23 protein-coding genes and 2 pseudogenes are annotated in these 18799 nt (G+C 61.9%); 15 read left to right on the top strand and 10 right to left on the bottom strand.

Annotated elements, in window-relative coordinates; all coding sequences use genetic code 11:
• Nucleotides 1-33: 33 nt before the first annotated feature.
• From I6I71_RS07255 to arfB, 3 genes are read left to right on the top strand one after another with little or no spacing between them, the layout of a single operon-like run.
• Complete coding sequence (locus I6I71_RS07255; protein ID WP_201819852.1) at nucleotides 34-384, top strand: VOC family protein; 351 nt, start codon at nucleotides 34-36, stop codon at nucleotides 382-384.
• Nucleotides 385-432: 48 nt separating this feature from the next.
• Nucleotides 433-690, top strand: a complete 258-nt coding sequence (locus I6I71_RS07250) for a hypothetical protein (RefSeq protein ID WP_236587273.1) — start codon at nucleotides 433-435, stop codon at nucleotides 688-690.
• A 19-nt stretch (nucleotides 691-709) separates the two neighbouring features.
• The gene (gene arfB, locus I6I71_RS07245) at nucleotides 710-1153 is read left to right on the top strand and encodes an alternative ribosome rescue aminoacyl-tRNA hydrolase ArfB (RefSeq protein ID WP_201819851.1); all 444 of its coding nucleotides are present in this window, start codon (nucleotides 710-712) and stop codon (nucleotides 1151-1153) included.
• Between the two features lie 7 nt (nucleotides 1154-1160).
• Here arfB and I6I71_RS07240 read toward each other — a convergent pair whose 3' ends face one another.
• Together I6I71_RS07240 and I6I71_RS07235 are read right to left on the bottom strand one after the other, a co-directional pair.
• Nucleotides 1161-1466 carry a HigA family addiction module antitoxin gene (locus I6I71_RS07240; protein ID WP_201819850.1) on the bottom strand — a complete coding sequence of 102 codons (306 nt, stop codon included), beginning with the start codon at nucleotides 1464-1466 and terminating at the stop codon, nucleotides 1161-1163.
• Between the two features lie 8 nt (nucleotides 1467-1474).
• Nucleotides 1475-1720 (bottom strand): type II toxin-antitoxin system RelE/ParE family toxin, encoded by a 246-nt coding sequence (locus I6I71_RS07235; protein ID WP_236587272.1) that lies wholly within the window; start codon nucleotides 1718-1720, stop codon nucleotides 1475-1477.
• A 167-nt stretch (nucleotides 1721-1887) separates the two neighbouring features.
• Here I6I71_RS07235 and I6I71_RS12215 point away from each other — a divergent pair.
• Nucleotides 1888-2133 (top strand): annotated as a pseudogene (locus tag I6I71_RS12215) (LLM class flavin-dependent oxidoreductase); the annotation flags it as partial.
• Nucleotides 2134-2179: 46 nt separating this feature from the next.
• Here I6I71_RS12215 and I6I71_RS07225 read toward each other — a convergent pair.
• Nucleotides 2180-2569, bottom strand: coding sequence for a heavy metal-responsive transcriptional regulator (locus I6I71_RS07225; RefSeq protein ID WP_005290994.1), 390 nt, complete (start codon nucleotides 2567-2569; stop codon nucleotides 2180-2182).
• A gap of 98 nt (nucleotides 2570-2667) precedes the next feature.
• Here I6I71_RS07225 and merA point away from each other — a divergent pair, with 98 nt between their 5' ends.
• The 4 genes and pseudogenes from merA to I6I71_RS12075 all read left to right on the top strand — a co-directional run.
• Entirely contained in the window at nucleotides 2668-4089 is a 1422-nt protein-coding gene (gene merA, locus I6I71_RS07220) for a mercury(II) reductase (protein WP_201819849.1), read from the top strand.
• Nucleotides 4086-4436, top strand: coding sequence for a hypothetical protein (locus tag I6I71_RS07215; protein WP_201819837.1), 351 nt, complete (start codon nucleotides 4086-4088; stop codon nucleotides 4434-4436). Before merA ends, I6I71_RS07215 begins: the two co-directional genes overlap by 4 nt.
• 191 nt (nucleotides 4437-4627) lie before the next feature.
• Nucleotides 4628-5017: a class I peptide chain release factor gene (locus I6I71_RS12210; RefSeq protein WP_015381421.1), complete on the top strand. Its 390-nt coding sequence runs from the start codon at nucleotides 4628-4630 to the stop codon at nucleotides 5015-5017.
• 42 nt (nucleotides 5018-5059) lie between these two features.
• Nucleotides 5060-5182, top strand: a pseudogene (locus I6I71_RS12075) (IS3-like element IS1206 family transposase); the annotation flags it as partial.
• Nucleotides 5183-5315: 133 nt separating this feature from the next.
• On the opposite strand, the gene I6I71_RS07205 reads toward I6I71_RS12075, so the two are convergent.
• The 4 genes from I6I71_RS07205 to ychF all read right to left on the bottom strand — a co-directional run bounded on the left by I6I71_RS07205 (nucleotide 5316) and on the right by ychF (nucleotide 9560).
• Entirely contained in the window at nucleotides 5316-6050 is a 735-nt protein-coding gene (locus I6I71_RS07205) for an ATP-binding cassette domain-containing protein (RefSeq protein WP_016456434.1), read from the bottom strand.
• Nucleotides 6037-8043, bottom strand: a complete 2007-nt coding sequence (locus I6I71_RS07200) for a hypothetical protein (protein ID WP_201819834.1) — start codon at nucleotides 8041-8043, stop codon at nucleotides 6037-6039. Before I6I71_RS07200 ends, I6I71_RS07205 begins: the two co-directional genes overlap by 14 nt.
• 5 nt (nucleotides 8044-8048) lie before the next feature.
• Nucleotides 8049-8405: a recombinase family protein gene (locus I6I71_RS12070; RefSeq protein ID WP_236587270.1), complete on the bottom strand. Its 357-nt coding sequence runs from the start codon at nucleotides 8403-8405 to the stop codon at nucleotides 8049-8051.
• Between the two features lie 66 nt (nucleotides 8406-8471).
• Nucleotides 8472-9560: a redox-regulated ATPase YchF gene (ychF, locus tag I6I71_RS07185; RefSeq protein WP_070495401.1), complete on the bottom strand. Its 1089-nt coding sequence runs from the start codon at nucleotides 9558-9560 to the stop codon at nucleotides 8472-8474.
• Between the two features lie 149 nt (nucleotides 9561-9709).
• Here ychF and I6I71_RS07180 point away from each other — a divergent pair, with 149 nt between their 5' ends.
• Entirely contained in the window at nucleotides 9710-11026 is a 1317-nt protein-coding gene (locus tag I6I71_RS07180) for an AI-2E family transporter (protein WP_201823524.1), read from the top strand.
• Nucleotides 11027-11037: 11 nt separating this feature from the next.
• A complete protein-coding gene (locus tag I6I71_RS07175) occupies nucleotides 11038-11679 on the top strand; it encodes a DUF6542 domain-containing protein (RefSeq protein ID WP_201819824.1) in 642 nt (213 codons plus the stop codon).
• Here I6I71_RS07175 and I6I71_RS07170 read toward each other — a convergent pair.
• Nucleotides 11676-12626, bottom strand: a complete 951-nt coding sequence (locus I6I71_RS07170) for a 4-hydroxy-3-methylbut-2-enyl diphosphate reductase (protein ID WP_201819823.1) — start codon at nucleotides 12624-12626, stop codon at nucleotides 11676-11678. The two genes, I6I71_RS07175 and I6I71_RS07170, sit on opposite strands and share 4 nt — an antisense overlap.
• A 109-nt stretch (nucleotides 12627-12735) precedes the next feature.
• On the opposite strand from I6I71_RS07170, the gene xseA reads away from it, so the two are divergent.
• Together xseA and I6I71_RS07160 are read left to right on the top strand one after the other, a co-directional pair.
• Complete coding sequence (xseA, locus tag I6I71_RS07165) at nucleotides 12736-13995, top strand: exodeoxyribonuclease VII large subunit (protein WP_201819820.1); 1260 nt, start codon at nucleotides 12736-12738, stop codon at nucleotides 13993-13995.
• Between the two features lie 53 nt (nucleotides 13996-14048).
• Nucleotides 14049-14303 (top strand): exodeoxyribonuclease VII small subunit, encoded by a 255-nt coding sequence (locus I6I71_RS07160; protein ID WP_101734043.1) that lies wholly within the window; start codon nucleotides 14049-14051, stop codon nucleotides 14301-14303.
• Nucleotides 14304-14318: 15 nt separating this feature from the next.
• Here the strand turns inward: I6I71_RS07160 and I6I71_RS07155 are convergent, their stop codons facing one another.
• Nucleotides 14319-14885 carry a DUF4245 domain-containing protein gene (locus I6I71_RS07155; protein WP_201819818.1) on the bottom strand — a complete coding sequence of 189 codons (567 nt, stop codon included), beginning with the start codon at nucleotides 14883-14885 and terminating at the stop codon, nucleotides 14319-14321.
• 144 nt (nucleotides 14886-15029) lie between these two features.
• Here I6I71_RS07155 and glpX point away from each other — a divergent pair, with 144 nt between their 5' ends.
• Nucleotides 15030-16043: a class II fructose-bisphosphatase gene (glpX, locus tag I6I71_RS07150; RefSeq protein WP_201819816.1), complete on the top strand. Its 1014-nt coding sequence runs from the start codon at nucleotides 15030-15032 to the stop codon at nucleotides 16041-16043.
• 20 nt (nucleotides 16044-16063) lie between these two features.
• On the opposite strand, the gene I6I71_RS07145 is transcribed toward glpX, so the two are convergent.
• Nucleotides 16064-16765, bottom strand: a complete 702-nt coding sequence (locus I6I71_RS07145; protein WP_201819799.1) for a CPBP family intramembrane glutamic endopeptidase — start codon at nucleotides 16763-16765, stop codon at nucleotides 16064-16066.
• A gap of 113 nt (nucleotides 16766-16878) precedes the next feature.
• On the opposite strand from I6I71_RS07145, the gene I6I71_RS07140 reads away from it, so the two are divergent.
• Nucleotides 16879-18279, top strand: coding sequence for a class II fumarate hydratase (locus I6I71_RS07140; RefSeq protein ID WP_201819795.1), 1401 nt, complete (start codon nucleotides 16879-16881; stop codon nucleotides 18277-18279).
• A 13-nt stretch (nucleotides 18280-18292) separates the two neighbouring features.
• Nucleotides 18293-18793 (top strand): hypothetical protein, encoded by a 501-nt coding sequence (locus tag I6I71_RS07135; RefSeq protein WP_201819791.1) that lies wholly within the window; start codon nucleotides 18293-18295, stop codon nucleotides 18791-18793.
• Nucleotides 18794-18799: the final 6 nt, after the last annotated feature.

The raw sequence follows: 18799 nt of genomic DNA, 5'->3' as shown, positions 1-18799 counted from the left end.
CAAGCGTCAGATCCCATCCTCATAATAGAGACCATGAATGATGCCAATCTCACGATCCGGCAGATCACCTTCGACTGCCACGATCCCTCAAAGCTCGCCAAGTTTTGGTCCGCCGCAACCGGTTGCGAAATCGCCGCGGATTACGGCGATTTTGTGATGGTTGATTCCACCCCGGCGCTGGGATTTCAGCGCGTCAAGGATCCGACACCTGGGAAAAACCGCATGCACATCGACGTTGGCGAGGCGGAGCGCGAAACTTTAATAGAACGCCTCAAAGACCTAGGCGCTACCGAACTCACCACCCACGAGGCGCCGGGATTGGTGTGGACTGTCATGCAGGACCCGGAAGGCAACGAGTTCTGCGTGGGTAACCCCGGGGACTAGCAACACTACGCGGAGCGTCTCTAGGTCCAAGGCTGGCGTCAATCTGTGATGTCGCTAGCGGGAGACACGGTCGATGCTGCGAACCGCGCCCGTCAGGCTGCGGTGGATCAGGCGCAGAAAGCCATCGAGAAAATTCGCGACATGAACGACGACCGGCTACTTGCGAAGGCCGCTGAAATCGAAGCCCGACGGGAGAAGGAAGAGCGGAAAGCACTCGACTCAACCGACGACGAGAATAATTCTGAGACAGATTCCCGTCCGTCGCGACGCGGTCTTCGTTTTCGCCGAGACAAGAACGACTCGTAGGGCACCTAGACTGGGCTGCATGAAAGACCTGACCATCGCGCCCGGCCCGGGGATCCCCGACGGTGCAGTCATCGCCGCTGCCGATCTAACGGAGCGGTTCGCGAAGTCGTCGGGTCCGGGCGGCCAGGGCGTCAACACGACCGACAGCAAGGTCCAGCTTTCCATCGATATCGCTGAAAGCGCATCGCTTACCGACGCCCAACGCCGCCGCATCTTGCGCAACCTCGAGCACCGCTTGGACGGCTCCATCCTCACCGTGTCTGCGTCGACCCAGCGGTCGCAGGTGCGCAACCGAGCTGAGGCACGCGAACGCATGGCCGCCCTGTTGCGCGAGGCCCTAGCTCCGCCCCCTCCCCCGCGGCGCAGGACCAAGCCGACGCGGAGCTCGGTGCGGCGCCGACTCGAAGCAAAGAAGCGGCGCTCGGAGCTGAAGTCGACGAGGCGACGGCCCCAGATTCCCTAATTCGGGCCTATGCCGAGGCAGCTTGGATCGGCTGAATCCGCTCGATCTCAGCGAGCGCCTTATCCTCCGCCACCTCAATCTCATATTGGTTCTGCAGATTCATCCAGAAGATCGGCTCGACGCCAAAGTATTTTCCGAGCCTGAGCGCGGTGTCAGCTGTAATTCCGCGTTTCCCGTGCACGATCTCGTTGATACGACGAGGGGGCACCCCGATCGATACGGCAAGCTTGTGCTGAGTGATTTCAAATCCTTCAATGAAATCCTCGAGAAGAATCTCTCCAGGATGAACCGGAGGGTAAAGCTTCTCCGACATGGCGTTCCTTAGTGGTAGTCCTCGATGGTCACTTGTTCGGGCCCCGCGCTCGTCCAGAGAAAAGTGATTCTCCACTGGTCATTGACTCGAATGCTGAAAGCCCCTTTCCTGTCGCTCTTGAGTGCCTCTAGGCGGTTACTGGGTGGCACGCGGAGGGAGTCAAGGGAGACTGCCGCATTGAGCTGGTGGAGTTTCTTGTTCGCCGACTTGTGGATCCGAGAATCCAATTTTGGAACCGGCTCACGCAGAAACACCAGTCATGTTTGTCGATTCCCGAACGACTGAATCATGCTTCACCCTAATCCCCCCCATAACGCGAAGCGTCAATAACGCATCGCGTTAAACGTTGAACTTGAACTCGACGGTATGTCGTTGCAAAGTTACTCCCTCTTGTTAACACCATCAAAAGGAGTGTTATCCAATGAAAGCGTTCGGCTTCTTAAGCTTCGGGCATTACGCCTTCGGCAGCTAGTGCGGGCCATCTGCGGAAAAGATCGCCAAGACTCGTCTGGAGATCACCCAGGCTGCGGACGAAATCGGCGTGAACAACGCGTCCTTCCGAGTCCACCACTTCGCGCTGCAGGCCTCCGCCCCGATGCCGCTGCTGTGCGCTATCGCTGCCACCACCAAAATCATCGAGGTGGGCACCGGCGGCATCGACATGCGCTAGCGCATATCGGGGTTGTAGCGTTTGAGTCATTGACTCCCGCCGTCTACAAGTACCTACACACTTGATCGGTGCTGCACGTTTCAGGATCCGGGTGCGCGGCGTCCTGGCTAAGGTCCGCGATAGTGTCGCGCAGCACGGAGAGCTGCGCGATCTGCTGCTCGATCTCAGCGAGGCGCACGTCAAGCAGGTCGCGCACGTGCTCGCAGGGCGCATGGCCGCCGTCGCGGATGTCGAGGATCTGGCGGATCTGGGCGAGGGTGAGGCCCGCGGCCTGGCCGCGGTGGATGAAGTCGATCCGAGCGACCGTCTCGGGCGCGTAGTCGCGGTATCCGGACGGCGTGCGCTCGGTCGGGGGTAGAAGGCCCTGTTCCTCGTAGAAGCGAAGGGTCTTCGCGGTAGTGCCCGCCCTCTCGGCGAGTTCTCCGATCCACATTACTGTCTCCCTCCGTGGCCGCGCTTGACCTTCCCCTGCACTGGAAGGTCCAGTATGGCTGAGACAGAGCAGAAAGCCAAGAGTTGACAGGAGTAGCGATGCCTACGAAGTACGATCTCGCCATCATCGGATCGGGAGGCGGCGCGTTCGCCGCTGCGATCCGCGCCAGCACGCTCGGGAAGTCGGTGGTGATGATCGAGCGCGGGACGCTCGGCGGCACCTGCGTGAACACGGGCTGCGTCCCGTCGAAGGCGCTCATTGCCGCGGCCGGCGCGCGGCACGTCGCGGTCGACGCCGCAACCCGGTTCCCCGGGATCGCGACGACGGCGGATCCCGTCGACATGCCCGCGCTGATCGCTGGGAAGCAAGCGTTGGTGGAGTCGCTGCGCGGCGAGAAGTACGCCGACGTCGCCGACTCCTACGGCTGGCAGGTCCTCCGCGGCGACGCCTCGTTCGTGGGCACCCCTGATGAGCCGGTTCTCGATGTTGCCGGATCCGACGGAAGCGTCGAGACCATCGAGGCCCGCCACTACCTGGTCGCGACTGGTTCTCGCCCGTGGGCACCGCCGATCGACGGCCTGGAGGAGACCGGATACCTGACCTCGACCACGGCGATGGAGCTGACGGAGGTCCCCGAGTCGCTGCTGGTGCTCGGCGGCGGCTACGTCGCCCTGGAGCAGGCGCAGCTGTTCGCCCGCCTCGGCTCGCAGGTCACGCTGCTCGTGCGGTCCCGGCTCGCGTCGAAGGAGGAGCCGGAGGTGTCGAAGGCGCTCCAGGAGGTGTTCGCCGACGAGGGCATCCGCGTCGTCAGCCGCGCAGTGCCCACCCGGGTCTCCCGCGGCACGGGAGGCGAGGCCGTCGTGACCGCCGCCTTGTCCGGCGGCTCGCAGGAGTTCCGCGCCGACCAGGTCCTGGTCGCCCTCGGACGCCGTCCCGTCACCGATGGCCTGAACCTCGATGCGGTCGGGGTGAATACCGGAGACTCCGGTGAGGTGGTCGTCTCCGACCGGCTGCAGTCCTCGAACCCGCGGGTCTGGGCCGCGGGCGACGTGACCGGGCACCCCGAGTTCGTCTACGTCGCCGCCCACCACGGCACCCTCGTCGCCGAGAACGCGTTCGCCGACGCCGACCGGTCCGTCGACTACGCCCGCCTGCCGCGGGTGACGTTCACCGGGCCCGCGATCGGCGCGGTCGGGATGACCGAGAAGGACGTCCTCGCCGCGGGGATCCGCTGCGACTGCCGCGTCCTGCCCCTGCACCACGTGCCCCGCGCCTTGGTGAACCGCGACACCCGCGGGTTCATCAAGATCGTCGTGAACGCCGAGACGAACGAGATCCTCGGCCTGACCGCCGTCGCCAAGGACGCCGGGGAGCTCGCCGCCGCAGGCGTCCACGTGCTCGGCAGGACCGTCGCCGAGGTCGCCAACGCCTGGGCCCCCTACCTGACCATGGCCGAGGGCATCCGGATCGCCGCGAAGGCCTTCACCACCGACCCGTCGCTGCTGTCGTGCTGCGCATGAACGGCAACGCAGGCAATCGGAGAGATCTCATCCTGAAGCAGACGATGAGCGCCGATCAGGACCGCGACGAACGGCGCGCCGGTCCCGTCGTCGCTGCAGGGACCGGGCTGCTCTTGCTGGCATGCTGTGCGCTTCCGTCGCTGCTCTGCTGCGGCCTGCCGTTCATCGCGGCGGGCGGAGCACTCGCAGGCGTCGGTGGGCTCCTCGGTAATCCCTGGATCATCGGTCCCGGGACCGCCGTCGTGATGGCCGTCATGGCGGGGATGCTCGTCAGGCTACGGCGGCGGCACCGGCGCCGCAGGTCCGGCTGCTGCGAAAATCCTTCGACCGCTGATCGGAACCGGTAATTCGAGGGATCCAGCGATCACTGCCACCTACGGAGGCCGCTGAAATCGAAGCCCGACGGGAGAAGGAGGAGCAAAAAGCGTTCGAATCAACCGGTGACGAGGATAATACTGAGGCTGGATCCCGGCCGTCGCGACGCGGTCTCCGCTTCCGCCGAGACGAGAAAGGGTTGTGGGCACCTAGGCTGGGCGGCATGAACGACCTGACCATAGCGCCCGGCCCGGGGATCCCCGACGGTGCAGTCATCGCCGCCGATCTCGCGGAGCGTTTCGCGAAATCGTCGACTCCAGGCGGCCAGGGCGTCAACACGACGGACGGCAAAGTCCAGCTTTCCATCGATGTCGCCGAATGCGCATCGCTTACCGACGCCCAGCGTCACCGTATCTCGCGCAACCTCGAGCACCGCCTAGACGGCTCCGTCTTTACCGTGACTGCGTCGACTCAGCGGTCTGTGTTTCGCTCCTGGTCCTCTCGCTTGCACCTGCGACACAGCCTCGTGTCCCCAGGCCGTAGCGTTCGGGGGAGCACAATAGCCCCAGTCCTCATCACGTCCCGGGATCAAAGAGTTCATCGCAGAGGTTAAGCACTACACGTTGAACTTGAACTCGACCACTTCGACATCAGTCGCCAAGAAGTCTTCCGGTGGTGCATGCGCTACAACACCCGCAGACGGCACTCCTGGTGCAACTTTCTAGCCCCCAATGACTTCGAAGCACTCACATCAGCTACGCTGACCCAAGCAGCATAGCTAACCCCCGACGTGTCTACTTTCCGGGGGTCAGGCCCGTGCTCGACAACCCCAGCGGACTCAACGCCCACGCCAGCGTCGCGGACCATGCGGCCGGGTACCGGAAGGTGGCCAAGGCCGCGGGCATCGCGATTTAATCCCGCGCAGAGCCGGAGACTGTGACCTGGCGATCATTGATGCGCAAGGTGCTGTCAGCAGCAGCAATAACTGCGGCATCGTGCGTGGCGGCCAGAACGAGTGCGCCCCCGTCCGCAGCTCGCCGCAGGAGCGCGATAACTTGGTCGCGGTTAGTGGGGTCGAGGGAGGCGGTCGGCTCGTCAGCGAACACATAAGCCGCGCCGCGGAGCAGGGCTCGGGCGATCGCCAGCCGCTGCTGCTCGCCTCCGCTGAGAATAGCTGCCGGCCCGTCGAAGGGGACATCAAGACCGACTTCGCCGAGGGAGTGCAGCAATTCTTCTTTGGAGTATTGCTTCCTGGATAGCCCGAGGGTGAGGTTATCTTCGCAGCTTAGTTCGGGAATGATTCCGTGGTCTTGGTGGATTATCGCTGCGCGTTCTCGCCAGAACCTCCGCCTCCGCTTCATCCTCCACGCGGAGGCATTCTCACCGTCTATCCGGAGGAGGCCGTCCGCCGGCGGCAGGAGCCCGGCCAAGGTGTTGAGCAGCAAAGTCTTTCCGGAACCGCTGGCTCCACAGATGGCGACAAAGCCTGGCCCGGGTAGGGAAAACGTTGCATTTTCCACGAGGGACTTCTTCACCATCCGCGTGCTGCGCCCCACAGAAAAAGTCGACTCCGCGGCGAGACAGAGATGGGAGGTGGAAATCTCCGGCGGCAGAGTGGGGGACTGATTGGGGCTAGCCAATGACATTGTGACTCCTAGGGGAGGCGGACATGTGCTGAGAAATACTGAGACGGACAAAACCGAGGTAGACGATTAAGACAAGGCAGCTTAGCGCGGTGAAGGTGTAGAGGAACGGGTTGGGAAGCAGTAGCGGAGCCAGGACGGACAATATGACGACAACTGTCAGGCTGACCAGTTGGCTTTTGAATAGTCGCCACATCGTTTTGTCCGGTGATTGCCCAGCGCTGTGGAGGAGTACCAGGAGGCGACGGTGAACTCGGAGCTGGATGCGCGCCTGGACTATCAAGGCCGCAAGCGTGGTGAGCAAAGCTCCGAGGGCGCTCAGGATACTCAGCCAGAACAGCGCCGTGCTGGCTACTAGTTCGGCCAGACCGCGATCGGCGGCGCGTACCGGGTAGACGTAGCCTTCGAGGCCGGCAGCGGTAAGTTCTGGACCCAGTTCCGAGAAATCCGCGAAGAGCAAATTTTTACTCGAAGCTGTGGAGCTTAGGAAGTCTGCGTCGAAGCCGGATAGATCGTCCGTTTCAAGCACGTAAAAACAATCGCCGGGAACCAGTTCCCCCGACATTGTTCCACTAATGAATCCGACCGCATGATCGGCACTGACCGGACCAATTTGCGCAGATTTAAGGAGCAGGTCGCCGGATTCCTGAGCCCACAGATCCACGGAAGCTGCGAAATGCTCTTGGGCTGCGGAATAGTCGACCGAGTGGTTGTCGTCTCCGGGACGGAACTGATAATCCTGCAGATCGTGCCATTGGCGGTTGGCAAGTGCCACGGGGCAGGAGTCCGGCACACCGGTAGCTTCTTTCGGCAAAGTATGGCTGAGGACAGCCCCGTGCTCCCGTTCCCAGCTGAGCGCGAAGTCGCGGAAGTTCTGCTGCACACTGGGCGGCAAGAGCTCGCCTTCTTCCACGCGGCCAGCAGGGCCGTCGAAGTTGGCTGAAAAATGCAAGGCTCCAAACTCCGCGAGAGATTTCCAGGTCTGTTGGGCCTCGGATTCCTGCTGGTAGGAGCGGAGCGCAGCCGCTGAGCTAAGACCCGCTGCTACAAAGGTCACGCAGGTAAAGACCGAAATTACTTTCAGCGCTTTTCCCGCCGCCTTCTCTGCGGGGGCACGCTGCCCCAGCAGCGCTACTGCGCGGCGCAACAATGGGGCGGTGACGGCTACGGCCAAACCGGTGGTAGCCAGGGCCAAGCCTATCCCGGCGGCGTAGAACCTGAGGAACAGGAGGGCAAAAGAATAGCTCCCTTGGCGGGCGAGGAATGTACTCGCAAGGCCAATGAGAACTAGGTGCGGGAGGATGACAAAGGTCCATTGCCGCCAATTGCCTTTTTGACTGCGGTGCCCGCCATTTATTGTGCGCAGCGCTGCCAATCTAAGACCGGAAACCCGAAGAACAAATACCAGGGCAAAAAGGGAAACGACAAATAGAAACAGGATCGCCACCAACGCGGGCAGGCGGAATACGACCGATTGGATGAGGTGAAGGAACTGCGTCTTTTCGCTTAGCCTGAGCCCGTCATTCCTGGCCGATTCGTAGAAGTGGTTCGCATTGCCACCCGTTGCTTTGGGAACCAAGACGTAGTCACCGTGGTAATCCAGCGACCCAAGCTCACTGGCCGCTTGGCTCAAGGCATCCGGCCGGTTGAGCCGGGGAATGCGTTCCGGTGTTGGATAATTTTGCTCCAGCGGGATGAAAACCTCGTGGGAAGTCCCGCTTGCGTCATCGGTGCCAGTCAGCCGGTAGATGAAGTAGCCGTTCTGCTCGGCCAATGAAACCAGTGAGTTACGGATTACCGTCGGTGCGTAGTCTGACTCAAGTTCCTCCGCGAGTGAAGTCTTAGGCTCGACGTAGTCAAGACTAAAGGTTGATTCGACCCCTAAGGACAAGGGCTTGGTGGAGTCAACCAGGGCTGTCAGCAGCCACCCAGTAGTCGCGATGACTGCAGCAAGAAGTAGGCTCAAAAGCCCAAGTACTAGGGGTCGAATGCGCATGAGTTCTAGCAGAAGTCGTAGTAGTAGCTGTCCTTAGTGCCCGGCAAATTCGTTGCCCAAAGCTCGGCGATCGACTTCTGGCCGCCGCGGGTGTTGATGCTTCGTTGCGTTCTGTCGTTGACGGTCACAGTCGAAGTATGGCACCGATTCACGGTGAAATAAGAACGCGCCTTAGCGTCCCAGAATCCGTCGATCTCGCCGCGCTCAAAGGACGCCACCATCGCGTCGTAGTCGGGACGGTCCACGTCCTTCTTCGACGCGGAGATCGATTGATCGACGTAGGTATGCACGACGTCCCAGCCGCGTTGCTCGGCGAGGGCTTCGCAGTCCTGACGCTGCCGGTCGATGGCGAGGCCGTCCATGGCAGCATCTAACGAGATACGGAGGTAAATAGCAGCACGTGTAGTCATACGCTATTCATAGCGCATTTAGGTTACATTGAAACGAAACTCCACCACGTCGCCGTCGACCATGACGTAGTCCTTGCCCTCCTGGCGGACCTTGCCGGCGGCGCGGGCCTCGGCCATAGAGCCCAACTCATCCAGGTCTTCAAAGCCGACGATCTCGGCCTTGATGAAGCCCTTCTCAAAGTCGGTGTGGATTACGCCTGCGGCCTTCGGCGCGGTGTCACCCTTGCGGATGGTCCAGGCGCGTGCCTCCTTCGGCCCCGCCGTCAGGTAGGTCTGCAGGCCAAGGGTGTCAAAGCCGGCCTTGGCCAGCGTCTGCAAACCTGGCTCGTCTTGGCCGACGGCGGCAAGCAGTTCGGCGGCATCTTCGTCGTCAAGCTCGAGAAGCTCTGTCTCCGTCTGCGCGTCCAGGAACACAGCCTCGGCGGGTGCGACCAGGTCGCGCAGCTCCTGCTTGCGGTCCTCATCCGTGAGCACCGCCTCATCGGAGTTGAACACGTAGAGGAAGGGTTTGGCCGTCATCAGGTGCAGGTGGTGTAGAAGACCAAGGTCTACTTCCCCGCTCTTGGCAGCGGCGAAGAGCGTGCGATCGTCCTCAAGAATGGCCTGCGCCTTCTTGGCTTCCTCCACCTGCGCTGCAACGTCTTTGTCCTTACGCGCTTCCTTTTCCAGGCGCGGCAGGGCTTTCTCAATGGTCTGCAGGTCCGCCAGGATCAGCTCGGTGTTGATCACGGAGATGTCACTTGCGGGGTCGACGTTGCCGTCAACGTGGATAACGTTCTCGTCGCTAAACGCGCGCACCACCTGGCAGATCGCGTCGGCCTCACGGATGTTGGCCAAAAACGCGTTGCCCATGCCTTCGCCCTCAGACGCGCCCTTAACAATGCCGGCGATGTCTACAAACGACACCGTCGCAGGCAAAATGCGCTCAGACTTGAAGATCTCGGCCAAGCGCTTCAGACGCGGGTCCGGCAGCTCAACCAAGCCCACGTTCGGCTCGATCGTGGCGAAGGGGTAGTTCGCCGCCAAGACGTCATTACGAGTCAGTGCATTAAACAGTGTGGACTTGCCAACGTTGGGCAAACCGACAATTCCAAGAGTAAGGCTCACGCTGCGCTATCCTAGCCCACTCCCACCCGCAACACCCAGAAGCCCCATCGGGCACAATAGGCCTCGTGAGCACGAGCACCGACACCACGAACACCACCGGCGAGACCGCGGAAACCAACACTAACAACCGTGTTGACCGCGGCGTGGTGATGAACCAATGGCTAAAAAACACCGCCATGCTCACCATTCGGCTGATTGTCATCGCGGTGTTCCTGTTTGCCCTGGGCAAGATGATCGGCACGTTCTGGGCCGGCATACTGCCAGTGATTTTGGCGCTGATCATCTGCACCGTGCTGGCACCGATTGCTACGTGGCTGCGGCGCCATAAGGTGCCCGCTGGCCTGGCAGCCATCCTGACCATGCTGGGTTTCATTGGCCTGCTTGGCGCCATTTTTAGCCTCATCGCACCAGATATAGTCAACCACTCTCGGGTGCTGTATCTCCAAGCGTTTGAGGGCGTGCAGCGCCTCCAGCTGTGGCTGCAGGGCCCGCCGCTCAACATTGACCCGGAGAAGATCAACGAAGCCGCCAACGACATCGCCCACTGGGTACAAAACCAGGCGGGCGCGATCGCCGGCGGCGTGTTCTCCGGTATCAGCTCGGCGGCCGGCCTGGCGGTCACGCTCATGGTGATCATCGTGTTGACCTTCTTCTTCCTTAAAGACGGCCACCGTTTCCTGCCCTGGCTCCGCTCCGCCACCGGCGGCCGCAGCGGCCTGCACGCCACGGAGCTCCTCACCCGAGCTTGGATCACCCTTTCAGGTTTCATTCGTGCCCAAGCGATCGTTTCTCTTATCGACGCCACGTTTATCGGCCTCGGCATCGCCCTTCTGCAAGTGCCAATGGCGTTCACCTTGTCCGTGATCACGTTTGTCGCGGGCTTCATCCCGATCGTTGGCGCGGTGGTGGCAGGCACCCTTGCTGTGTTGGTGGCGCTGGTCTCACTTGGTTTTACTAAGGCACTGATCGTGCTGGCGATTGTGATCGTGGTGCAGCAGTTGGAGGGCAACATCCTCTCCCCCATGCTGCAGTCGCGCGCTATGGACCTGCACCCGGTGATCGTGTTGATTTCAGTCACCGTGGGCGGCGGCCTCTTCGGCCTGGTCGGCGCCTTCCTTGCTGTGCCGGTGGCGGCGATGATTGCTGTCGCATACCGCTACGTATTGGATATGCTTCGAATCCACTCCGGCGAGCGCACCGCAGATGAGTTGGATTTTTACACCTCGGAGGGGGCGGTTATTGCAAAGATCGCTGAGGAAGAATCTGCTCACGAGCGCCAAGAGTGGCATCAGGAAAGGGATTGGTCAGCCGCGCCGATCATAGATGAAGTGCCCCAACCTGCCGAGCGCGCCGCAAAAACACCTGGAGTTAACACTGGAGTTAGCAAGGGGTTGAACCCGAGCCTGAAAAAGCTTCGTGAGCAAAGTGCGAAGCTTCGTCGCCTTGGCGTGAAACGTAACCGCTAGACTGGACAACCGTGTCTTACGCGTCGAAAGAATTCGTTGGCCTGCCCACCGGCTCCGCTATCGGCATCAACTTTGCCGCGCTGCTGACGGCGGTGGCTGTGTCCGCATTCTCAGGCGGCGCGCTGTGGCCGTGCGGATTCTTCTTCGCGCTCTCGCTCATTGCCACCACGTTGCTGGTGAACCCGCGCGGGATTTTCTTGACCGTTGCCACTGCCCCACTGCTGTTTGCTGCCGCGGCTACCGCGATTGGTGTGCTCGGCGCTGGTGATCAGTTGTCGGCCGGCGGGGCGTCGTCACGCGCGGCGCAACTGCTTGTGGTTTACCCGCTGGTGCAGCTCTTTCCCTGGCTTGCCACATTAACCGTGATTGCCGCCGTACTTGGGTGGGGTCGCGTGCAGCTGATCAGGCGCCAAAACCGGGCGCTTGCGCGCACCGAGACACGCCAACGCATCCAGGCGGCGGCAAGCAACCGCAAGACCACCACCCAAAGCCGACGTGCACGCGAGCGCGCCACCGGCAGGCAGCGCACGGTGTCAGTGGATGAGTTGCTCAAGCGGGAACGTAGCGCAAGCCGCTCTACCAGTGGCGCTACCGGCAGTTCTACCAGCAGGCGGCTTTCAAGCCGACTGGGAGATGACCTGTACTCGAACTAGCTGCGCACCCGCAGGTCCCGCGGCAGCGCAAACGTGATGGTCTCCACCGTGGTGGTGACTTCTTCGGCGTTTGTAAAGCCGCGCTCATCCAGGTGGGAAACCACTTCTTGGACCAGGATCTCCGGCACGGATGCGCCCGAGGTCAGGCCGACTGTGGTCACGCCTTCCAGCCACGCATCATCGATCTGGTGGGCGTAATCCACCAGGTAGGACGCCTTCACACCTGCCTCCAGCGCAACCTCCACCAGGCGCTTGGAGTTGGAGGAGTTTTGCGAACCCACCACAATTACCAGTTCACAGCGCGGCGCGATGTTCTTCACCGCAGCCTGGCGGTTCTGGGTGGCGTAGCAAATGTCATCGCTCGGCGGGTCCTCCAGGTGTGGGAAGCGCGCTTTGAGCTTTTCTACGATCTCCAGCGTCTCGTCCACACTCAGCGTGGTTTGAGACAGCCACACCAGCGGCTGGTCCTCCGGGAAGTCTGGCAGCGCGTCAACGCCCTCGATCCCGTCCACGAGGTGGGTAACTTCCGGAGCCTCTCCGGCGGTGCCTTCCACTTCCTCGTGGCCTTCGTGTCCCACCAGCAGGATCTGGTAGCCGTCGCGAGCGAAACGCTTCGCCTCGTTGTGCACCTTGGTCACCAGCGGGCAGGACGCGTCGATGGCCAGCAGGTTGCGCTGCAGGGCGGATTCACGCACCTCCGGCGACACACCGTGTGCTGAGAACACCACGTGGGCACCCTCGGGCACTTCGTCGGTTTCGTCCACGAACACGGCGCCGCGCTCCTCGAGCGTCTTCACCACATACTTGTTGTGCACGATCTCTTTACGCACATAAACAGGATCGCCGTACTTTTCAAGTGCCTTCTCAACGGTTTCCACCGCCCGGTCTACGCCAGCGCAGTATCCGCGCGGGGAAGCGAGAAGAATATTTTTTCCCTCATCCGACATGGAACCGACCCTACCCAAGCTACGTCTAATTACATAGAGGGCTACCGCGTACGCTTGTGGTGCCTAAGGAGCGGATTGGCCCCTGCGGGGCGGAATTGGAGGTTTTCTCGTGGCAGAGCCACATGGGGCGCAAGCGCCAAAAAGTACTGCGGAGACGCCGTGGAGCGTCTCCAAACTCAACACCAGCGTCAAGGGCTGGATTGAGCGCCTGGGCTACCTTTGGGTCGAAGGGCAGCTCACCCAGGTAAATACCAAGCCCAACTGGAGCTATTCGTACCTCACATTGCGCGATACGCAGGCTGAGGCATCGGTGGAGCTCATCGCTGACACCAGGTTGTTGACCAGAATGAGCACCCCGCTTAACGACGGCGACCATGTCATCATCCACGGCAAACCAAACTTCTTCACGCAGCGGGGCTCCTTCTCCATGAAGGTCACGGAGATTAGGCACGTGGGCGTGGGTGAGTTGTTGGCGCGCATCGAGCAGCTGCGCCACCGCCTGGCGGCCGAGGGCCTCTTTGACCCGCAGCGTAAGCGGCGGCTTCCCTACCTGCCGAACAAGGTCGGGCTGATCACCGGCCGCGGGTCCGCCGCGGAGCGCGACGTGCTTTCTGTGGCGCAGGATCGTTGGCCAGCGGTGCGCTTCGAGGTGGTCAACACCGCAGTCCAAGGCCCGCGCACCGTGCCTGAGGTCATTGCGGCTCTCGAGCGCCTGGATGCGGATCCTGAGGTGGACGTGATCATCATCGCCCGCGGCGGCGGCTCCGTAGAAGACTTGCTGCCGTTTTCTGAGGAGGCGTTGCAGCGCGCCGTCGCAGCCGCACGCACCCCGGTGGTGTCCGCAATCGGCCACGAGCCGGACAATCCGGTGCTGGATAACGTCGCTGACCTACGCGCCGCCACGCCTACGGACGCCGCAAAACGCGTCGTGCCCAGTATGGAAGAAGAACTCGCTTTGGTGGCAGAGGCCCGCGCTCGCAGTGCCGCCGCCCTGCGCGCCTGGGTGGAGCGTGAGCGCCAAGGCCTGGCCAACGTCCGCTCCCGCCCTGCGCTGGCAAACCCGATGAACGCAATCACCCAGCGCCAAGAGGAAGTTGCCCGCGATGTGCAGCGGATGCGCCGGGAGATCACCTACTTTGTGCAGCAGCAAACCTCTGTGGTTTCTGCGTTGCGGGCCCAAGTCTCGGCGCTTGGGCCTTCGGCAACCCTGGCGCGTGGCTACTCGGTGGTCCAAATGCTGCCGCGCGACGGCTCCGGGCCCGAAGTTGTGACCTCCATCGAGCAGTCCCCTCCCGGCTCCCAGCTGCGCATCCGCGTCGGCGACGGATCCATTACCGCAGCAGCTATGGGTGTCACCCAAGCCGACTAGACAGACTCACAGAAGACCCAAAACAAAAACCAACCAGTAAAGGAAGCAACACAATGGCAGAGAACACTTTCGGCGCAGGCCAGGCTGGCGACAACGCATTTCCGGACCCGCAGACCTTAAGCTACGAACAGGCGCGTGCTGAGCTCGTGGAAACGGTGAAGATCCTCGAGCTAGGCCAGATGAGCCTGGATGAGTCGCTCAAATACTGGGAGCGGGGCGAGGCGCTAGCGAAGCGTTGCGAGGTCTTGCTCCACAACGCCTCCGAGCGCGTCGAGGCCGCCATCGGCAGCCGCGAAGAAAACGAATAGTCCCCTTTATCAGAATTACTGCAGCGGCTGCGCCTGCAAAGCGGCGCGCACAAGCTCGGTGAACTCGGCGTCCGTGCCAGCACCGGTGACAATAAAGCGTGCGTCGCCGGCGTCGAGGGCCCAGATGGGGCGGGTATCGGCATCGTCGCTAAGCAAGATGCTCACCTCGCGCCCATCAACTTGCTCGGTGCGCTCATTGGGGCGCAGCTTGCCATCTACCGATGCAACGGCAGTGTCAAGGTCGGCGCCGGTCTGCGTGAGTTGCAGGAAACCGCCGTCCTTGGTCACCCAACCCACCACGGGTGCCGGTTGACCGTCGATCATGGTGCGGCGCGCAGAGTTAGTCACCCAGCCTTCCGGAGCCTGCGGGAAACGCACCGGGAAGTTCGTAGCGCGGGCCTCCATGCCAAGGAACGTTTCCGCATCAACTTCCTGCACAGGTCCGTTCTTCGGCGTGCCCGGGTTGTAGGTGCACAGCCCCGTCGCACCTACGCCGACGAGCATGAGAACGACAATGACAACCACGTTGATGAGCATGTCCCGGCCGTCTTGAAAGACGCGGGGTTTTCCTTTGTTGGCCACGCGCAACAGTATGGCACGTTCCCGCTTTGGCCTCGAATCCCCTTTTTAGGGTGTGAAAGCTCAGGTTCCGTGAAGCATTTAGTGCCAGAATGGAAGAGTCCATTAATTTGTCTTTGCTTTATCGCCTTGAGGAGGCTGGCCTCGATGACTGAATCACCCAACGAATACTTCCCGGACCGCAACCTTGCAATGGAGCTGGTCCGCGTGACGGAGGCGGCCGCTTTGGCTTCCGGCCGCTGGGTGGGACGCGGCAAGAAGAACGAAGGCGACGGCGCCGCGGTGGACGCGATGCGCAAGATGATCAACTCCGTGAACATGGATGGCGTCATTGTTATCGGCGAGGGTGAGAAGGACGAAGCCCCGATGCTGTACAACGGCGAGCAGGTAGGCAACGGCCAGGGCGCCATGGTTGACCTGGCAGTGGACCCGGTTGACGGCACCCGCCTGATGGCGGAGGGCCGCCCGAACGCCATCTCCGTGATCGCTGCCGCGGATCGTGGCTCCATGTTCAACCCGCAGGACGCGTTCTACATGAGCAAGATCGCCGTCGGCCCGGACGCTGCCGGCAAGATCGACATCACCGCCCCGGTCAGCCACAACATTGAGGTGGTTGCCAAGGCCAAGGGCATCCGCCCGCACGAGGTAACTGTGGTTGTGCTGGATCGCCCGCGCCACGATCAGCTGGTGCGTGACATCCGCGCGGCCGGTGCGAAGGTTCGCTACATCATGGATGGTGACGTGGCTGGCGCCATTGCTGCCGCCCAAGACACCAACTCCATCGATATGGCGATGGGCATCGGCGGCACCCCCGAGGGTGTTATCACCGCATGTGCGCTGAAGTGCCTGGGTGGTGAAATCCAGGGCATGCTCGCACCGCAGTCCGACGAGGAGCGTGAGCGCGTGCTCGCCGCGGGCCACGACCTGGATCGCGTGCTGGGCATCAACGACCTGGTTACCTCGGACAACTGCTACTTCGCCGCCACCGGCGTGACCAACGGCGACATGCTGCGTGGCGTGTCCTACCGCAAGAACGGTGCGACCACCCGCTCCCTGGTCATGCGATCCAAGTCCGGCACCGTACGCTACGTGGAATCCCTGCACCAGCTGGCCAAGCTGCAGGAGTACTCCGTGGTGGACTACTCCGAGCCGAAGCAGTAGGCCGAAGCAGTAAGCCCCACTTACAGCAGCGCTATAAACGCTGCGAACGTTGCCGCGCTGGCCAGCAGGTTGTTAGCCGCGTGCACAATGAAGCTGGCGGTGATGTTGCCGTGGAACCGCGCCACCAGCGCTAGTCCAATGCCCAGGAAAAAAGTGTAGAGGATTGCTGGCGGCGCGATGTGCGCGGCGCTGAAGAGGGCGGAGGTGAGCAGCACGCTTGCCGCCGCCGGCATCAGGCTGTCAAAATAGCCCATGAGTACGCGACGGAACACCACCTCTTCAAGCACCGGCCCTACCAGCAGGTAGGCAATTAAGAGCAGCAGGACGGGGGCGGCCTGTTTCGCATCCGAAGCCAGCACGTTTGTGGCCGATTCTTTATCGGGGGCAAGCCCTATAAGCGTGCCGATGATTGCGCTGGAAGTCGCCGCAGCAACCACCACCGCCGGCGTCTGCCACAGAAGGTGCCAACCCCGGTGCCCCAAACGCGTAAACCCGAGCCCAGGCCCGCGGCCCCGCATGTAGCGGAAAAGCAGGTACATAGGCGCAGCCATGGCCACCAGAAGCATGACCGGTATCAGCGCTGCTGCCGTCGATCGCGGCAAGCCCAAACGCACCAGAAGCAGCCCTTGACCGATAAAAAGTGCGTACATGGACGCCAGGGCCGCCGCCGCCACCAGTGCATCCCTCAATGCGGGGGTCTTTTGCGCACGGCTTTCAGTCATTACAGCACCTCATTTTTGTTATCTGGGGCATAATCGATCAGTGGACAGGCACGAGTGCACAATAACGCTAGTGCACGTGCACGACGTGCATGGGAAAAAAGTAAAGGACAATCATGGCTGATCAGGAATACCGCATCGAACATGACACGATGGGCGAGGTCAAGGTGCCCGTCGACGCTCTCTGGCGTGCACAGACCCAGCGTGCTGTGGAAAACTTCCCTATCTCCGGCCGCGGCTTGGAGGCTCAGCAGATTCGCGCTCTTGGCCTGTTGAAGGCCGCGTGTGCTCAGGTGAACAAGGATCTGGGCAAGCTGGACGCTGAGAAAGCTGACGCAATTATCGCTGCCGCGAAGGAAATTGCGGACGGCAAGCACAACGACCAGTTCCCGATCGATGTGTTCCAGACCGGTTCCGGTACCTCCTCGAATATGAACACCAACGAGGTCATCGCGTCCATTGCGAAGGCCAATGGCGTTGAGGTACACCCGAATGACCACGTGAACATGGGCCAGTCTTCGAACGACACCTTCCCAACGGCAACCCACGTGGCTGCTACCGAAACGGCGGTCAATGACCTCATCCCGGGCCTGAAGATGCTGCACGAGTCCCTGGATAAGAAGGCCAAGGAGTGGCACGAGGTTGTGAAGTCGGGCCGCACCCACTTGATGGATGCCACCCCGGTCACCTTGGGTCAGGAGTTCTCTGGCTATGCACGCCAGATCGAGCTGGGCATCGAGCGTGTTGAGGCGACCCTGCACCGCCTGGGTGAGCTGGCTATCGGCGGCACCGCTGTGGGCACCGGCATCAACACTCCGGCTGAGTTCGGCGGCAAGGTTACTGAGGAGCTTGTGAAGCTCACCGGGGTCGAGCAGCTCTCTGAGGCGAAGAACCACTTCGAGGCGCAGGCCAACCGTGACGCGCTGGTGGAGTTCTCCGGCGCGATGCGTTCCGTGGCGGTCTCCTTCTACAAGATCGCCAACGACATCCGCCTGATGGGCTCCGGCCCGCTGGCTGGTTTCGCTGAGATCCACCTGCCGGATCTGCAGCCAGGCTCCTCCATCATGCCGGGCAAGGTCAACCCGGTGCTGTGCGAGACCGCAACGCAGGTCTCCGCACAGGTCATTGGCAACGACGCTGCTGTTGCCTTCGGCGGCACCCAGGGTCAGTTTGAGCTCAACGTGTTCATCCCGATGATGGCTCGCAACGTGCTGGAGTCCTCCCGCCTGCTGGCAAACACGGCACGCCAGTTTGCTACCAGGCTTGTGGACGGCATTGAGCCGAACGTCGAGCACATGCGCGAACTCGCGGAGTCCTCCCCGTCTATCGTGACCCCGCTGAACTCCGCGATTGGTTACGAAAACGCTGCGAAGATTGCTAAGCACGCGGTCAAGGAGGGCATCACCATCCGCCAGGCCACGATCGATCTTGGCTTTGTGGACGGCGAGAAGCTCACCGAGGAAGAGCTGGACAAGCGCCTCAACGTGCTGTCCATGGCAAACACTGACCGCAACTAGTGTCAGCTAGCTAGTGGCAGATTCATTTTCTGAACTCCGCGACGCCGGCGGCTCCAACAAACCTTGGATTGCCGCCGGCGTCTCGGCGCTTGCTGTCGCCTTGATCCTGGTTGCGCTTGCGGGTGCGTGGTGGTCGGCGAACCCTCGCCCCGAGCCCACCTCCGCTGTCCCGGAGACGGTGACGGTGACCGCGCAGCCGCAACTTGCGCAAGACCCGGAAGCTCCGACCGGCACGTTCACGGGCACCCTGAATAGCCTTGAGGAAAACGCGAAGGTGCAGGCGTGGCCTGCGGTGGCCACGTTTGGTGGCGGCACCGCGTCGGTGACCTATCCCCTGACGGGCTGCACGGCACTGATCGACGAGGATGGCCAGTCGACCCCGCTGACCAAGGGCTGCAACAACGGCCAGGGCCGCTGGGACGTTGATCAGATCGCGCCAGGCGTAATCAAACTGACCTACTCGGAGAGCAACACTGCCCTGGTAGAAGGCGAGCTTTCAGCGGGCTTGCCTTAGTTTGCA

Source organism: Corynebacterium riegelii, assembly GCF_016728505.1.
Taxonomy (GTDB): domain Bacteria; phylum Actinomycetota; class Actinomycetes; order Mycobacteriales; family Mycobacteriaceae; genus Corynebacterium; species Corynebacterium riegelii.
The sequence above is the reverse complement of the archived record's forward strand: the minus strand, read 5'-3'. Positions and strand labels throughout refer to the sequence as shown.

Coding starts and splice junctions, on each gene's coding strand:
- I6I71_RS07250 (WP_236587273.1), top strand. CDS start 433: ATGTCGCTAGCGGGAGACACGGTCGATGCTGCGAACCGCGCCCGTCAG.
- I6I71_RS07255 (WP_201819852.1), top strand. CDS start 34: ATGAATGATGCCAATCTCACGATCCGGCAGATCACCTTCGACTGCCAC.
- I6I71_RS07170 (WP_201819823.1), bottom strand. CDS start 12,626: ATGTCGGATGAGGGAAAAAATATTCTTCTCGCTTCCCCGCGCGGATAC.
- I6I71_RS07240 (WP_201819850.1), bottom strand. CDS start 1,466: ATGTCGGAGAAGCTTTACCCTCCGGTTCATCCTGGAGAGATTCTTCTC.
- glpX (WP_201819816.1), top strand. CDS start 15,030: ATGACTGAATCACCCAACGAATACTTCCCGGACCGCAACCTTGCAATG.
- I6I71_RS07160 (WP_101734043.1), top strand. CDS start 14,049: ATGGCAGAGAACACTTTCGGCGCAGGCCAGGCTGGCGACAACGCATTT.
- merA (WP_201819849.1), top strand. CDS start 2,668: ATGCCTACGAAGTACGATCTCGCCATCATCGGATCGGGAGGCGGCGCG.
- arfB (WP_201819851.1), top strand. CDS start 710: ATGAAAGACCTGACCATCGCGCCCGGCCCGGGGATCCCCGACGGTGCA.
- I6I71_RS12070 (WP_236587270.1), bottom strand. CDS start 8,405: ATGGACGGCCTCGCCATCGACCGGCAGCGTCAGGACTGCGAAGCCCTC.
- I6I71_RS07215 (WP_201819837.1), top strand. CDS start 4,086: ATGAACGGCAACGCAGGCAATCGGAGAGATCTCATCCTGAAGCAGACG.
- I6I71_RS07225 (WP_005290994.1), bottom strand. CDS start 2,569: ATGTGGATCGGAGAACTCGCCGAGAGGGCGGGCACTACCGCGAAGACC.
- I6I71_RS07205 (WP_016456434.1), bottom strand. CDS start 6,050: ATGTCATTGGCTAGCCCCAATCAGTCCCCCACTCTGCCGCCGGAGATT.
- I6I71_RS07180 (WP_201823524.1), top strand. CDS start 9,710: ATGAACCAATGGCTAAAAAACACCGCCATGCTCACCATTCGGCTGATT.
- I6I71_RS07145 (WP_201819799.1), bottom strand. CDS start 16,765: ATGACTGAAAGCCGTGCGCAAAAGACCCCCGCATTGAGGGATGCACTG.
- I6I71_RS07200 (WP_201819834.1), bottom strand. CDS start 8,043: ATGCGCATTCGACCCCTAGTACTTGGGCTTTTGAGCCTACTTCTTGCT.
- I6I71_RS12210 (WP_015381421.1), top strand. CDS start 4,628: ATGAACGACCTGACCATAGCGCCCGGCCCGGGGATCCCCGACGGTGCA.
- I6I71_RS07140 (WP_201819795.1), top strand. CDS start 16,879: ATGGCTGATCAGGAATACCGCATCGAACATGACACGATGGGCGAGGTC.